12 protein-coding genes are annotated in these 13720 nt (G+C 63.1%); 5 read left to right on the top strand and 7 right to left on the bottom strand.

The window, feature by feature from the left end; genetic code table 11:
• Positions 1 to 100: 100 nt before the first annotated feature.
• Both AC3CCE_RS20065 and AC3CCE_RS20060 read left to right on the top strand, forming a co-directional pair.
• On the top strand, positions 101 to 652 hold the full coding sequence (locus tag AC3CCE_RS20065; RefSeq protein ID WP_023681499.1) for a DUF2155 domain-containing protein: 552 nt from the start codon (positions 101 to 103) through the stop codon (positions 650 to 652).
• A 75-nt stretch (positions 653 to 727) separates the two neighbouring features.
• Complete coding sequence (locus tag AC3CCE_RS20060; protein WP_023667489.1) at positions 728 to 1111, top strand: hypothetical protein; 384 nt, start codon at positions 728 to 730, stop codon at positions 1109 to 1111.
• A 42-nt stretch (positions 1112 to 1153) separates the two neighbouring features.
• Here AC3CCE_RS20060 and aat read toward each other — a convergent pair whose 3' ends face one another.
• The 6 genes from aat to AC3CCE_RS20030 all read right to left on the bottom strand — a co-directional run bounded on the left by aat (position 1154) and on the right by AC3CCE_RS20030 (position 6500).
• Positions 1154 to 1771 carry a leucyl/phenylalanyl-tRNA--protein transferase gene (gene aat / locus AC3CCE_RS20055; protein WP_023681498.1) on the bottom strand — a complete coding sequence of 206 codons (618 nt, stop codon included), beginning with the start codon at positions 1769 to 1771 and terminating at the stop codon, positions 1154 to 1156.
• Positions 1772 to 1798: 27 nt separating this feature from the next.
• On the bottom strand, positions 1799 to 3142 hold the full coding sequence (gene accC / locus AC3CCE_RS20050; protein ID WP_352625801.1) for an acetyl-CoA carboxylase biotin carboxylase subunit: 1344 nt from the start codon (positions 3140 to 3142) through the stop codon (positions 1799 to 1801).
• A gap of 10 nt (positions 3143 to 3152) precedes the next feature.
• Entirely contained in the window at positions 3153 to 3617 is a 465-nt protein-coding gene (gene accB / locus AC3CCE_RS20045) for an acetyl-CoA carboxylase biotin carboxyl carrier protein (RefSeq protein WP_023681496.1), read from the bottom strand.
• Positions 3618 to 3643: 26 nt separating this feature from the next.
• Complete coding sequence (gene aroQ, locus AC3CCE_RS20040) at positions 3644 to 4078, bottom strand: type II 3-dehydroquinate dehydratase (protein WP_023667485.1); 435 nt, start codon at positions 4076 to 4078, stop codon at positions 3644 to 3646.
• 147 nt (positions 4079 to 4225) lie between these two features.
• Positions 4226 to 5029 carry a DsbA family protein gene (locus tag AC3CCE_RS20035; RefSeq protein WP_023667484.1) on the bottom strand — a complete coding sequence of 268 codons (804 nt, stop codon included), beginning with the start codon at positions 5027 to 5029 and terminating at the stop codon, positions 4226 to 4228.
• A gap of 58 nt (positions 5030 to 5087) precedes the next feature.
• Entirely contained in the window at positions 5088 to 6500 is a 1413-nt protein-coding gene (locus AC3CCE_RS20030) for a M48 family metalloprotease (RefSeq protein WP_023691221.1), read from the bottom strand.
• Positions 6501 to 6652: 152 nt separating this feature from the next.
• Here AC3CCE_RS20030 and AC3CCE_RS20025 point away from each other — a divergent pair, with 152 nt between their 5' ends.
• Both AC3CCE_RS20025 and AC3CCE_RS20020 read left to right on the top strand, forming a co-directional pair.
• The gene (locus AC3CCE_RS20025; protein WP_023725769.1) at positions 6653 to 7825 is read left to right on the top strand and encodes a pyridoxal phosphate-dependent aminotransferase; all 1173 of its coding nucleotides are present in this window, start codon (positions 6653 to 6655) and stop codon (positions 7823 to 7825) included.
• Entirely contained in the window at positions 7812 to 8741 is a 930-nt protein-coding gene (locus AC3CCE_RS20020; RefSeq protein ID WP_023691223.1) for a glutaminase, read from the top strand. The genes AC3CCE_RS20025 and AC3CCE_RS20020 overlap by 14 nt, the downstream gene beginning before the upstream one ends.
• Before the next feature lie 93 nt (positions 8742 to 8834).
• On the opposite strand, the gene AC3CCE_RS20015 is transcribed toward AC3CCE_RS20020, so the two are convergent.
• Positions 8835 to 11747, bottom strand: a complete 2913-nt coding sequence (locus AC3CCE_RS20015) for an Rne/Rng family ribonuclease (RefSeq protein ID WP_352625803.1) — start codon at positions 11745 to 11747, stop codon at positions 8835 to 8837.
• Positions 11748 to 12394: 647 nt separating this feature from the next.
• Here AC3CCE_RS20015 and AC3CCE_RS20010 point away from each other — a divergent pair.
• Positions 12395 to 13654, top strand: a complete 1260-nt coding sequence (locus AC3CCE_RS20010; RefSeq protein WP_352513682.1) for an N-acetylmuramoyl-L-alanine amidase — start codon at positions 12395 to 12397, stop codon at positions 13652 to 13654.
• The last annotated feature ends 66 nt before the right edge of the window (positions 13655 to 13720 follow it).

The raw sequence follows: 13720 nt of genomic DNA, 5'->3' as shown, positions 1-13720 counted from the left end.
TTGTCGCCACAATTGGCGTTTAGCTGCTTGCTGATATGACAACGGCGAATAGCCTTGGGCGTGACAGAATCACCCGGGCCCAAACCACCGGTATCTCCGCATGAACATTTTCAGCCTGACATCGATGGCCGGACTGGCGGCAATTGGCGCTGTCGCCATGTTCCCGACAGCGTTTGCCGCGGCGCAGGCGCCTGCGGCAGCACCCGCAATCTCCGATCGCATCACCAATCCGGTCGCCGAATTTGCCGGCATCGACAAGATCACCGGCCGTATCATCACCTTCGATGTCTACATCGACGAAACCGTGCAGTTCGGCGCTTTGCAGGTGACGCCGCGCATCTGCTATTCGCGGCCGGAGAATGAAGAGCCGAAGACCGATTCCTTCGTCGAAGTCGACGAAATCACGCTCGACCGCAAGATCCGCCGCATCTTCACCGGCTGGATGTTCGCCGAGAGCCCCGGCCTAAACGCCGTCGAGCACGCCGTCTATGACGTCTGGCTAAAGGGCTGCAAGCAGAAGTCGGATGTGCCGCCGCCCGACGCGGCCAATGCCGAGACGCCCAAGGTCGACACGTCCAAGCCAAAGCCCGCCGCTGCTCCGGCCGCCGAACAGCCGGACCCTACGGAACCTGACGCGACCAACACCAACTGATCCTCCGGAACCGTGGTGGCAACTATGCGTTGGGCCATGGACGATGACGCATTTATGCGCTTGGAGGATATTCTGATGTCGGACAGCAAACGGATCACGGCCAGCAAAGACGACCTGCTCGAACTCGAAAAGGGGTTCTGGACGGGCGACGAAGCTTACTACGCCGCCAATGTCGACACAGAATGCCTGGTAGCATTTCCTGAGATGGCACAGGCAATGGACAATGCCGATCTGGCCAAGACCGCGACCAAGCCCAACCGCTGGCGCGACCTTCAGATCGACCTCAAGGGTATCATCGAGCCCGGCAGCGACATTATCATGCTGACCTATGAGGCTCATGCGACACGAGAAAACGGCGAGCCCTACGCCGCGTTGGTTAGCACCGGCTATGTTCATCGTGTCAACGGCTGGAAGATGATGTTCCATTCGCAGACGCCGATGGAAACCGCGAAGGGCTGACCCCTTTCACCGGTCGAGCCGGCTCGGCCGCTCGGTCTCCGGTCAGGGATAAAAAACGGCTTCGCCCTTCAGCGCGTCGGCCAACATCTTCTCGTATTTGACGCGCGGCACGTCGACCGCGCCGAAGCGTTTGAGATGCTCAGTGGTGAATTGCGTGTCGAGCAGGGCAAAGCCGCGCGCCTTCAGCCGCTCGACCAGATGATACAGGCAGGTCTTGGACGCGTCGGTTTCCCGGGCGAACATGCTTTCGCCGAAGAACACGCGACCGAGCGAGACGCCATAGAGGCCGCCGACCAGCCGTTCCTCGCGCCATGCCTCGACCGAATGGCAGTGCCCCAGACGGTGCAGCTCGATATAGGCTTCGCGGATCGGCGCGTTGATCCAGGTCGAGCGGCGCTCCTCGCGCTTTTCGGCGCAGCCGTCGATCGTCGCCTCGAAATCGAAATCGAAGCGGATGTCGAACGGGTGCTTGCGAATTGTCTTCCGCAAGCTCTTCGGCGTGTGGAAGCCATCGAGCGGTATGATGCCGCGCGTCTCCGGCCGCACCCAGAACACTTCCGGGTCGGAAGCGCTCTCGGCCATCGGGAAGACGCCCGAGGCATAGGCCTTGAGCAACAGGTCGGTCGGAATGCGATAGCCGGGAGCGTAAGGACGGGTCATCGCGGCATCATAGCGGCAAGTCGGGCGCTATTCCTCTTTGGCCAGATACTTTTCCAGCCAGTGGATGTCGTAGTCGCCATTGGCGATATCGGCATTGCCGACCAGGTCGCGAAACAGCGGCAGCGTCGTTTTGATGCCGTCAACGACGAATTCGTCGAGCGCCCGGCGCAGCCGCATCATGCATTCGACGCGGTTGCGGCCGTGCACGATCAGCTTGCCGATCAGGCTGTCATAATAGGGCGGGATCTTGTAGCCGGAATAGACACCGGAATCGACGCGGATGCCGAGACCGCCAGGCGTGTGGAAATGCGTAATCGTGCCGGGCGAAGGCGTGAAGGTGCGCGGGTCCTCGGCATTGATGCGGCATTCTATGGCGTGGCCGTTGAACTTGATGTCCTCCTGGCGCACCGAAAGCCCGCCGCCGGAGGCAACGCGGATCTGTTCGTGGACGAGATCGATGCCGGTGATCGCCTCCGTCACCGGATGCTCGACCTGCAACCGCGTGTTCATCTCGATGAAGTAGAACTCGCCATTCTCGTACAGGAATTCGATGGTGCCTGCGCCGGAGTAGCCGAGGTCGGCGATGGCCTTGGCACAGATATTGCCGATGCGGGCGCGCTCCTCGGCGTTGAGGGCCGGCGAGGGCGCCTCTTCCCAGACTTTCTGGTGGCGGCGTTGCAGCGAACAGTCGCGCTCGCCGAAATGCACGCCGCGGCCGGCGCCGTCGCCGAATACCTGCACCTCGATGTGGCGCGGCTTTTCCAAGTATTTCTCGATGTAGACGGCATCGTCGCCGAAGGCGGCTCCCGCTTCCGTGCTCGCTGTCTGCAAGGCGATCTCGAGGTCAGCCTCGGTAAGGGCGACCTTCATACCGCGCCCGCCACCGCCTGCCGATGCCTTGATGATCACGGGATAGCCGATCTCGGCGGCAATGCGCCTGGCTTTCTTTTGATCGGTGACGGCGCCGTCGGAGCCCGGCACAACCGGAATGCCGAGCCGCTTTGCGGTGCGCTTGGCCTCGATCTTGTCGCCCATGATGCGGATGTGGTCGCCCGACGGGCCGATGAAGGTGATGTTGTGGGCGGCGAGAATGTCGGCGAACTTGGCGTTTTCCGACAGGAAGCCATAGCCCGGATGCACGGCATCGGCGCCTGTGATCTCGCAGGCTGCGACGATCTGGTGGATGTTGAGATAGCTGTCGCGCGACGGCGGCGGACCGATGCACACGCTTTCGTCGGCGAGCCTGACATGCATGGCGTCAGCGTCGGCGGTCGAATGCACGACCACGGTCTGGATGCCGAGTTCCTTGCAGGCGCGCAGCACCCGAAGCGCGATTTCGCCGCGGTTGGCGATGAGGATCTTCTGGAACATCCGGCCCGCTCTACTCGATCACGACGAGCGGCATGCCGTACTCGACCGGCTGGCCGTCCTCGAACAGGATCGCCGTCACCGTGCCGGCGCGCGGCGAAGGGATCTGGTTCATCGTCTTCATCGCTTCGATGATCAGCAGCGTCTGGCCTTCCTTGACCTTCTGGCCGACTTCGATGAAGGCCTTGGCGTCGGGCGAGGGCGCGAGATAAGCGGTGCCGACCATCGGCGAGGGGACCGCGTTCTTGGACGGATCGGCCACTGCTGGTGCGGCAGCCGCGCCCGCCGCGGGCTGCTGCGCTGCCGGAGCATAACCGGCCTGCGGTGCGGCGATGGCGTGGACGGCCGGCGCCTGGCGCGACACGCGCACCTTCAGGTCGCCGAGCTCGACTTCGATCTCGGTGAGATTGGTGTCGTTCAGTATGCCCGCGAGATCGCGGATCAGTTGCTGGTCAACACCGGTCTTCTTTATCGACATTTTCGAGCCTTCTGTTTGTGGGCCGGTCATAGGCGTGCCGCCAGCGCCTGCAGCGCCAGCGAGTAGCCAAGCGGCCCGAACCCGCAGATCATGCCGACAGCGACCGGCGCGACCATGGAGACGTGGCGGAATGGTTCCCGCGCGTGGATGTTGGAGAGGTGAACTTCGGCGACGGGCAGCGGCGCGACAGCGCGGATGGCGTCGTGAATGGCAATCGAGGTGTGGCTGTAGGCACCCGGATTGATGACGATGCCGGCTGCCTTGTCGCCGGCTTCCTGGATCCAGTCGACGAGGTCGCCCTCATGGTTCGACTGGCGAAAATCAATCTCGAGGCCAAGGGCGGCGCCCGCCTGCTTACAGTCGTCGGCGATCGCGGCAAGCGTCTTGCCGCCATAGATGCCCGGCTCGCGCTTGCCGAGCGCGTTCAGGTTGGGGCCGTTCAGGACGAAAATCGTTTTCAAAAATGCCGACCTTTTCCGACGCCGGCCTCAAGCCGGCGCGCAGGGCCTTCTATAATGGGCATAGCCGCCCGCGGAAAGAGCACAAGTGCGATCTTTCACTGTCCACAACAGGCGGAAATGTGCCCGTGAGAAGGCTCGCGTGCAAGATCAGAGCGCGGCTTTCGCCGCCTCGATCTTTTCGGCCAGCACTTCCTGGCCGAGCGCGCCGAACACCACTTCATTGCCGACGACATAGGACGGCGTTCCGGTGATGGCCAGCTTGTTGGCGAGGTCGAAGGTCTTGGAGAAGGCCTCGGTGATGGTCGGGTCCTTCATCTTCTCGCGCAATTTCGCCTCATCGGCGCCTAGCGACAGCGCAACCTTGATGGCCGCCGCCTCGGTGGCGCGGCCCTGGCCGCCGAGCAGGGCGTTGTGGAACTCGCCGTATTTCTCCGGATGCATCAGGTGGAAAGCCATCGAGACGACGCTGGCCTTTTGCGAATCCGGCCCGAGGATCGGGAATTCCTTGAGCACGAAGCGCAGCTCCGGATCGGCCTTTGTCAGAGCCTGCATGTCGTCGATGGCGCGTTTGCAGAAGCCGCAATTGTAGTCGTAGAATTCGACGATGGTGACCTTGCCCTTCGGATTGCCGACGACGCCGTCGAAGGTCGAGTTGAAAATCTCGGACTTGGCCTTCTCGATGACGCCGAGGCTGGCTATGCGCTGCTCTTCCTTCTGCTTGGCCTCGAGCGCCTCCTGCACTTCGAGCAGCACTTCGGGGTTCTTCAGGAGATAGTCGCGGATAATGCCCTCGACCTCAGTGCGATCGATCTTGGTGTCGGCAGAGGCGGTCTGCACGGTCTGCGCCGTGCCGGCCTTGGCCACCTGCGGACTGCCGGCGACGAACCCGAAAGCGAGCATGGCAAGAGCAGCCGCCACTCCCGTCGTGCCGAGCAATATTGCCTTGTTCATCGTCTCATCCTCTTTACCGGTTCCGGTCTATCCTAGTCGCCGCGGGCGACCGAAAGGTTCATTTCTTGAGTTTGCCTGAAGGGTTGTAGTTTATGATGTCCTGCGCCCGAATCCAGCCGGGCTCGCCGCGCTTCAAGTCTTTTTGCGCGCGCATGGCGAAAATTTTCGCATTCGTGTAATCGCCGGAATAAAAGTGGCCCTCGGCGGTGGCGAGTTCCGCCGCCGGAATGTTGCCAAGCTCGCCATAGGCCTGGGCGAGATAGCGGTATCCGACCGTGTTTTCCTTGTCGCGCCCGAGACCGTTGTTGATCTGCACCACCGCCTTCTTCAGCGAGTCGGGCGTGCCGATGGCCATCAGCGCCTGGCCGAGGGAAACGGGCAACAGGCCCGACCTCACCGGATCGAGGCTGACCGCCTTGGCATAGGCGTCCGCGGCGTCCTTGGGCTTGTTGGCCTTCATCAGTATGTCGCCGCGCATTTCCTGGAAGTAGGGGTTCTTCGGCTGTTCCTTGATCAATGCATTGGCCTTGGTCAGTGCTGCACCCAGATTGCCGTAGAGATAGGCCATCTGCGCTTCGCCATAGCGCGAGGCGAGGCTGCCCGGGGCCTTGCGGATCAGCCGCGTGGCGGCGGCCTGGCCGCCCATATAGGCGGCGATCTTGATGCGCATCATGTCGTGCCGCTGCTGCAGTGCCGGCGGATCGACCTTGTCGACGTTAGGGCTCTGCTTGACCAGCACTTCGAGATTGGCGATGCGCTCCTGCGGCATCGGGTGGCTGATGCGGTAGGGATCGACCTGCGTGCCGGAAAGCGACAGCGCGCTCTGGAAGCGGGCGAAGGTCTTCAGCATGCCCATGCCGGACTGGCCGGTGGCATTGAGATAGGTGATGGCAGAGCGGTCGGCGGTCGACTCTTCGGTGCGCTGGTAGGCAAGAATGCTGCGCTGCGCCATCTCGCCGCCGCCCGCAGCCACGCCCATGCCGGCGCCGGCAAGGCCGCGGCTGTTGGTGGTGGCGCCGGCAACGATGGCGCCGGCGCCAAGCAGCGTGGCGATGATGGCCATGGTCTTGGCGCGCTCGAGCTGGTCGCGCAATTTCTGCTGATGGCCGCCGGCGATGTGGCCGGCCTCGTGGGCGATGACGCCGATGATCTCGTTGGGCGTTTCGGCCTGCATCAGCGCGCCGGTGTTGATGAACAGCCGGCGCCCGGTAACGAAGGCGTTGAAGCTCTGATCGTTGACCAGAACGATATCGACACCGTCATTGGCAAGACCGGCCGCCTTGAAGATCGGCCGCGCATAGTCGCGCACCAGCGCCTCGATCTCGGCATCGCGCACGACCGGCACCGCCTGCGCGAAGGCCGTCACCGAGCCGGTGACAGCGACGGCGGCGGCAAGCAAAAGCGTCGCGAAGCCGCGCGCTGTCTTCCCGATGGAAGATTTGGACATCGTCGATTTGGGTCGGCTCAGCATGAGGTCCACTGGTAAACGAGCGGGCGAACGATGAAAAGTCACGGCACCGAAACTAGGCGAACTTGTGATCCTCACATCAATCGGGCATTTGTGCGGCGCTGCCGCCGGTTGATGGCTTTGAGCGGCGGGCCGGACGGAAAGATTGAGGTCAAATGGTAGTTTCGCTGTCGCGCCGCGGTGAAGTCGAGCCGTTTCACGCCATGGACATTCTGGCCGAAGCCAACCGGCTGAAGGCGACGGGCGTGCCTGTCGTGTCCATGGCCGTCGGCCAGCCATCCGATCCGGCGCCCGTGGGCGTGAGGGAAGCAGCCGCAAATGCGCTGAGGATCGGACGCATCGGCTATACCGACACGCTCGGTCTGGCGGATCTGCGTAAGGCGATCGCGACGCATTGTGGCGACCATTACGGGATCGATGTCGCGCCGAACCGGATCGCCGTGACCACGGGATCGTCGGCCGCCTTCAATCTGGCATTCCTGGCGATGTTCGATCCCGGCGACCGCGTCGCCATCGCAGCACCCGGCTATCCGGCCTACCGCAACATCATGGCCGCGCTCGGTATCCAGATCGTCGAGATCGAGCTCGGCAGCGACGCCTATCTTCATGCCGAACATTTGAAATCGGCGCACCGGGAAAAACCGCTGAAGGGCGTGTTGTTCGCCAGCCCGGCCAATCCGACAGGTGCGGTCATTCCCGTCGACGAGTTGTCGGCACTGGTGAGGACAGCCGAAGAACTCGGCATCGCGGTGATATCGGACGAAATTTATCACCGGCTGGCCTATGCCGCGCCCGACACCACGGCGCTGGCCCATGGCTCAGGCGTGACGGTGATCAATTCCTTCTCGAAATATTATTGCATGACCGGATGGCGCATCGGCTGGATGGTGCTGCCGGAAGCTCTGGTGAGGCCGATCGAGCGCATCGCCCAGAGCCTCTACATCTCGCCGCCGGAACTGTCGCAGATCGCGGCGATCGAAGCCTTCAAGGCGACGCAAGAGCTGGAAGCGGTAAAGGCGCGCTACGCCTGGAACCGCGAGCTGTTGATGCGGCGCCTGCCGGAACTCGGATTTCCCTTGGCGGCGCCGATGGACGGCGCCTTCTACGCTTTCTGCGATGTTACCCGGCATACCAATGACAGCATGGCCTTTGCGCGCAAGATGCTGGCCGGGGCGCATGTGGCGGCGACGCCCGGCCGCGATTTCGATCCACTTCAGGGCCACCGCACGATGCGCTTTTCCTATGCCGGCAGCCATGACGACATGGTCGAGGCGATGGCGCGCATCGAGCGCTGGCTGAAAAGCGGGGACGAGCATGCCGGATCTTGAACAAGCGCTGGCCGATGTCGCCGCCGAGATGGCCGAGCGCACCGATTGCGGTGACGTCGCCACCTACATTCCGCAGCTCGGCAAGGTCGATCCGAAGAAATTCGGCATTGCCGCCGTGACCAATGACGGCCGCGTGCTGGTCGCCGGCGACGCCGACCAGGCGTTTTCGATCCAGTCCATCTCCAAGGTGTTTACGCTTACGTTGGCGCTCGGCAATGTCGGCGACGCGCTGTGGCAGCGTGTCGGACGCGAGCCGTCGGGCAATCCGTTCAACTCGATCGTGCAACTCGAGCATGAGAACGGCATTCCGCGCAATCCGTTCATCAATGCCGGCGCCATCGTCGTGTCCGACATACTGCTTGCCGGCCACCAGCCGCGCGAGGCGATCGGCGAAATCCTGCGCTTCATCCAGTTCCTTGCCGATGACGAAACCATCATCATCGACCGCGAGGTCGCGGCTTCCGAACGCGCCACCGGCTATCGCAACTTCGCGCTTGCCAACTACATGAAATCATTCGGCAATCTCAACCATGCACCGGAGCTGGCGCTGGGCGTGTACTTCCACCATTGCGCCATCGCCATGAGCTGCCGGCAATTGGCGCTGGCCGGCCGCTTCCTCGCCAATGGCGGCAGAAACCCGGCAACCGGGCACTCCGTGGTGTCTGCCGAGCGGGCGCGGCGCATCGGCGCCATGATGCTGACCTGCGGCCACTATGACGGTTCCGGCGATTTCGCCTTCCGTGTCGGCATTCCCGGCAAAAGCGGCGTCGGCGGTGGCATATTGGGGATCGTGCCGGGTGTTGCTTCGCTCGCCGTATGGTCGCCGGGCTTGAACGCCAACGGCAATTCCAAGCTGGGGTCGATCGCCTTGGAAAAACTGGCCAGGATGATGAACTGGTCGATTTTCGCCCCCTGACGCCTTCCGTCATTCGTGCATGCAAAAATCCCGCGCCGTGGTTTGAACGGCGCGGGATTTTTGTCAGGAACCTATCTTAATCGGCTGAATAGCTTAGAAAAAGCCCTTCCGCTGCCACCAGCCGGCGCGCTTCGGCTTTTCCTCGGCCTTTGCCTCGTCGGCAACGCTGGAGGAAACCACCGGCACCGCGGAGGTATCCGCGGCCACGGCTTTGCGCCGTGACGGGCGAGCCTTGGCGGGCTCGTCGTCGGTCGTTTCCGTGGCGGCATCGGCCGCAGCGGGGGCGGCTGCTTCGACGGCAGCTTCCGGTGCAGCCTCGGCCGCCGTCTCATCGGCGACTTCCACCACAGCCTTCTTTGCCCTTGAAGCGCGCTTCTTCTTCGGCTTTTCGGCTGGAGCGTCGTCGTTCGCCGCGGCGGGAGCCGCTGCTTCTTCAACCGCTACGGCTGCTACGGGCTCGCTTGCGGCCGTTCCGACTTCAGCGGCCTCGGCCACCGAGGCGGTTTCGCCGGCTTCGGTCTCCGTGCCGTCTTCGCGACGATTGCGCTTGCCGCCGCGCTTGCCGCGACGGCGCTTCTTGCCCTGGGCGTCATCTGATGCTTCCACCATTTCGACGGCGCCAACCTGGGCTTCGTCTTGCTGTGTTGCATCGTCATCGCCTGGTTCAGCGGCAAAGTCGTCGCTTGCCGCCGAAACCGAAGCACCTTCGGCGCCATGCTCGCGATCGCCATGTTCGCGTTCGCGATCCTTGCCGCCGCGCCGCCTGCGGCGCTTGCGACGCTTGCGATCGCGGCCTTCGCCGTCCTCAGCCGATCTCGGCTGCTGCTGCGATTGCGGCTGCGCCTGGCGCGGCTGCTCGGCCTGTACCACAACCTCGTCGTCTTCCTCCTCGATGACGATCTCGTCCTCGGGCTCTTCCGGCTCGACATAGGCCGGGAAGGTTCGCGCTTCGACAAAGCCTTCCGGCTTTTCGGCAATGGCGCCGCGGAAGATCGCGTAGTGCTGCACACCGACCGTATCATCGGCCTCGACGGTGATGGTCAGGCCAAAGCGGCTTTCGAGTTCCACCAGCGTGCCGCGCTTGTGGTTGAGCACATAGAGAGCGGTCGCCGCCGGGGTTCGCACCGTGATGTGGCTGCGCGAATCCTTGAGCAGGAATTCCTCGATCGCCCGTACCACCATCAGCGCCACCGACGAATCGGAGCGCACATGGCCGGTGCCGCCGCAATGCGGGCAGGGCTTCATGGTCGATTCCAGCACGCTGGCGCGGATGCGCTGGCGCGACATCTCCATCAGACCGAAATGCGAGATGCGGCCGACTTGGATGCGGGCTCGGTCGTTCTTGAGGTGATCCTTCAGCCGCTTCTCGACGGAGCGGTTGTTGCGGTTCTCCTCCATGTCGATGAAGTCGATGACGATCAGGCCGGCGAGATCGCGCAGCCTTAATTGCCTGGCGACTTCTTCCGCCGCTTCAAGGTTGGTGTGGAGAGCGGTGTCCTCGATCGAGTGCTCCTTGGTGGAGCGGCCCGAATTGACGTCGATGGCGACCAGCGCCTCGGTCTGGTTGATGATGATATAGCCGCCGCTCTTCAGCGTCACCTGCGGCTGCAGCATGCGGTCGAGCTGCGCCTCGATCCCGTTGCGCACGAAGATCGGCGTCGTGTCGCGGAACGGCTGAACCACCTTGGCGTGGCTCGGCATCAGCATGCGCATGAAATCCTTGGCCTCGCGGTAGCCTTCCTCGCCGGAGACAAGAATCTCGTCGATATCCTTGTTGTAGAGGTCGCGCACCGAGCGCTTGATCAGGCTGCCTTCCTCATAGACGAGGGCAGGGGCGGTGGATTGCAGCGTCAGATTGCGGACGTTTTCCCAAAGCCGCATCAGATATTCGTAGTCGCGCTTGATTTCCGCCTTGGTGCGGCTTTCGCCGGCGGTGCGCAGGATGACGCCCATGCCCTGCGGCACTTCGAGATCGGCAACGACCTCCTTGAGGCGCTTGCGGTCGACGGCACTGGTGATCTTGCGCGAAATGCCGCCGCCGCGTGCGGTGTTGGGCATCAGCACGGAATAGCGGCCGGCAAGCGACAGATAGGTGGTGAGCGCAGCGCCCTTGTTGCCGCGCTCTTCCTTGACCACCTGCACCAGCAGGATCTGCCGGCGCTTGATGACTTCCTGAATCTTGTACTGGCGGCGCACCGGCTTGCGGCGGCTGCGCACCTCTTCCAGCGCATCCTCGGCGCCTACGGATTCGATCTCGTGGTCGTCCGGATGCGAGGACTGCACCTCTTCCAGCATGCCGCGATCATTGTCCTCGGAGGTGGCTTCGCCACTTGCCTCGCTGGACGACCTTTCGTCACCCGGCTCCGCCGCAGGGACAGCTTCGGAGATCACATCCGCTTCGACGCTTGCCGCGATCGATGTCGGGCCGCCTTCCGACGGTTCGGTCCCGGATGTCTCGGCGTCGGAGGCTTCGCTGCCGCCATGCCCGGCATGATCGTCATGCCCGGCGGTATCGGCCGCGGCATGCTCGGAAGCAGGCTCTTCGGAGACGGCATCGCTGCCGGCATCGCCATGTTCGCCGTTCTCATCATCGGCGCCGGCGTCGCGCTTGTGTTCGCCGCGCTCACGACCCTTGCCGCCGCGCCGGCGGCCGCGCCGGCCGCGATCGCGGCTCTGGCGGTCGTCGCCCTCATTGTCCTCGTTCTCCTCGTCCTCGGCTTCCTGCGCTTCAGCGCGCAGCAAAGCCTGACGATCGGCGACCGGGATCTGGTAATAGTCGGGGTGAATTTCACTGAAGGCGAGGAAACCGTGACGGTTGCCGCCATATTCGACAAAGGCTGCCTGAAGGGAAGGTTCGACGCGCGTTACGCGGGCGAGATAGATGTTTCCTTTGAGCTGCTTCTTGTCCTGAGATTCAAAGTCGAATTCTTCAATACGGTTACCGCGGATAACGACAACGCGTGTTTCCTCCGGGTGGGAGGCGTCTATCAGCATTTTGTTGGGCATTATTTCGTTTCCTCCCGGCAGCCGTCAGCCGCAGCTTGCGAGGCAAAGCCCGCTGCTGCGTGTCTGCGATGTGGGTGCCGGATGTCTGAATGTCCGCCGGACGCCGCTTGAGCGCCATGGCGGTGCCGCCCGCAGCCACAATGGCGCGGTTTGATGCGGACCTTTCCATGATTGCGCTTGAAGCCATCGTCACCAGCAGAACCTTTTGAACCAAAGCCCGGACGAACCGGACCAGCTTGTTTGCTCATACAGAGCCGGCACGGGAACAAACCCGGCCGTTTTCCTCACGCAGGCGATTCCCCCGCCACGGGCGCACACCTGCGAAATTCGTCGCGATCACCTAAGCCTTTTCGCTGGAGCGAAAGGAGCCGCCTTTCATCTGACCTGTAGCAGGAAGCTGCGGGAGAAGCGGTTCCAGGATTGCAGTGATCCACCATCGCTTTTATGATTTGACGGGGTGGAAGGCAACCCCGATTTCGGATGCCGGCAAAAAGCAGTGCCGTAACGGAAGCACAGGCCTTAATCCTCGATGAAAAGGCTTGGTTAACCTTCTCTGGATACCAATCGTTAATCGAGTCTGCGGCCTGACCGGCATTTCGACCAACCACGCGGGCGCAAGGCGCCAAACCGGGAGCGACTGCAAAGAAATGGGACTGGCGGGCACCACAGACAAGGGCCATGGCCGTGCAGGCCATTTCCTGCGCGCTGCCGGTGTGCTGTTGCTGCTGGCGCTTTGCCTTGCTTTTGCGCCGGTTTCACGCGCCGCCGATGCGCCACTCGGCGCCACCGCCTACAAGATGGCCGGCGACGCAACCAAGATGCGCATCGTCATCGATTTCGACCGCGAGCCCGACATCAAATGGTTCCTGCTGCGCGGCCCCAACCGGCTGGTCGTGGACCTGCCGCGCACCCGATTCGCCATTGGCGCGAAGGACGCCAAGGCCCGCGGCCTGGTCAAAGCGGTGCGTTATGGCGATCAGGGCGAGGGATCGCGGCTGATCCTGACCGGCAAGGGGCCGTTCTCGGTCGACAAGCTCGACGTGCTCAAGAACGAGGACGGCGCAGGCTATCGCATCGCCATCGACGTGTCGGCAGCCTCCGACCGCGAGTTCGACGAAGCCCTTGCCAACCAGGCGCTGACCACCGGCTCGACCGTCTCCACCGACAAGGGCTCCAGGGTCGGCACAGGGCCGATCTCCAATCCCGGGCATCGCTTCACCATCGTCATCGATCCCGGCCATGGCGGCATCGACGGTGGCGCCGAAGGCCTCAACGGCACCATCGAGAAGAACGTGACGCTGGCCTTCGCCACCGAACTGCGCGACAAGCTCGCCGCCGTCGGCAACTACGACGTGTTCATGACGCGCGATTCCGACGAGTTCCTGCGGCTCGATGACCGCGTGCGCATCGCCCGTCAGCACGAGGCCGACCTTTTGATCTCGATCCATGCCGACACGATCAGCGTCAAGGGTATCAGAGGCGCCACCGTCTATACCGTCTCCGACAAGGCATCCGACCCGGAAGCGCAGGCGCTTGCCGACCGCGAAAACCTCTCCGACCAGTTCACCGGCATGGTGATCAAGGACGACAACAAGGAAGTCACCGACATACTGATCGACCTGATCCGCCGCGAGACGCATAATTTCTCGATGAGCTTTGCCCACACTCTGGTCGGCCAGTTGTCCACCAGCGTCGGCCTGATCAACAATCCGCAGCGCTCGGCCGGCTTCAAAGTGCTGAAAGCGCCCGATGTGCCGTCGGTGCTGGTCGAACTCGGCTATCTCTCCAACGCCAAGGATGAGGCGCAACTGCTCGACGCCGACTGGCGCGGCAAGGCGGCGCAGAGCATCACCAACGCCATCGCCCTGTTTGCCTCCGCCAAGATGGGAACGGGAACCGGAGGCTGAGATGGTCGCCGCCGCCCACAACCGGAGGCAGCGTTGCACGCCGACAACACCAGGCGCTTTTATTTC

The organism is Mesorhizobium sp. P160187, from assembly GCF_057766425.1.
Note: the sequence above shows the minus strand (reverse complement) of the source record. Positions and strands in the feature narration are given on the sequence as shown.

Excerpts from the sequence above, each read along its gene's own strand:
- AC3CCE_RS20010 (WP_352513682.1), top strand. The coding sequence starts at position 12,395 with ATGGGACTGGCGGGCACCACAGACAAGGGCCATGGCCGTGCAGGCCAT.
- aat (WP_023681498.1), bottom strand. The coding sequence starts at position 1,771 with ATGACCCGTCCTTACGCTCCCGGCTATCGCATTCCGACCGACCTGTTG.
- AC3CCE_RS20015 (WP_352625803.1), bottom strand. The coding sequence starts at position 11,747 with ATGCCCAACAAAATGCTGATAGACGCCTCCCACCCGGAGGAAACACGC.
- AC3CCE_RS20030 (WP_023691221.1), bottom strand. The coding sequence starts at position 6,500 with ATGCTGAGCCGACCCAAATCGACGATGTCCAAATCTTCCATCGGGAAG.
- AC3CCE_RS20065 (WP_023681499.1), top strand. The coding sequence starts at position 101 with ATGAACATTTTCAGCCTGACATCGATGGCCGGACTGGCGGCAATTGGC.
- AC3CCE_RS20035 (WP_023667484.1), bottom strand. The coding sequence starts at position 5,029 with ATGAACAAGGCAATATTGCTCGGCACGACGGGAGTGGCGGCTGCTCTT.
- AC3CCE_RS20025 (WP_023725769.1), top strand. The coding sequence starts at position 6,653 with ATGGTAGTTTCGCTGTCGCGCCGCGGTGAAGTCGAGCCGTTTCACGCC.
- accB (WP_023681496.1), bottom strand. The coding sequence starts at position 3,617 with ATGTCGATAAAGAAGACCGGTGTTGACCAGCAACTGATCCGCGATCTC.
- AC3CCE_RS20020 (WP_023691223.1), top strand. The coding sequence starts at position 7,812 with ATGCCGGATCTTGAACAAGCGCTGGCCGATGTCGCCGCCGAGATGGCC.
- accC (WP_352625801.1), bottom strand. The coding sequence starts at position 3,142 with ATGTTCCAGAAGATCCTCATCGCCAACCGCGGCGAAATCGCGCTTCGG.
- AC3CCE_RS20060 (WP_023667489.1), top strand. The coding sequence starts at position 728 with ATGTCGGACAGCAAACGGATCACGGCCAGCAAAGACGACCTGCTCGAA.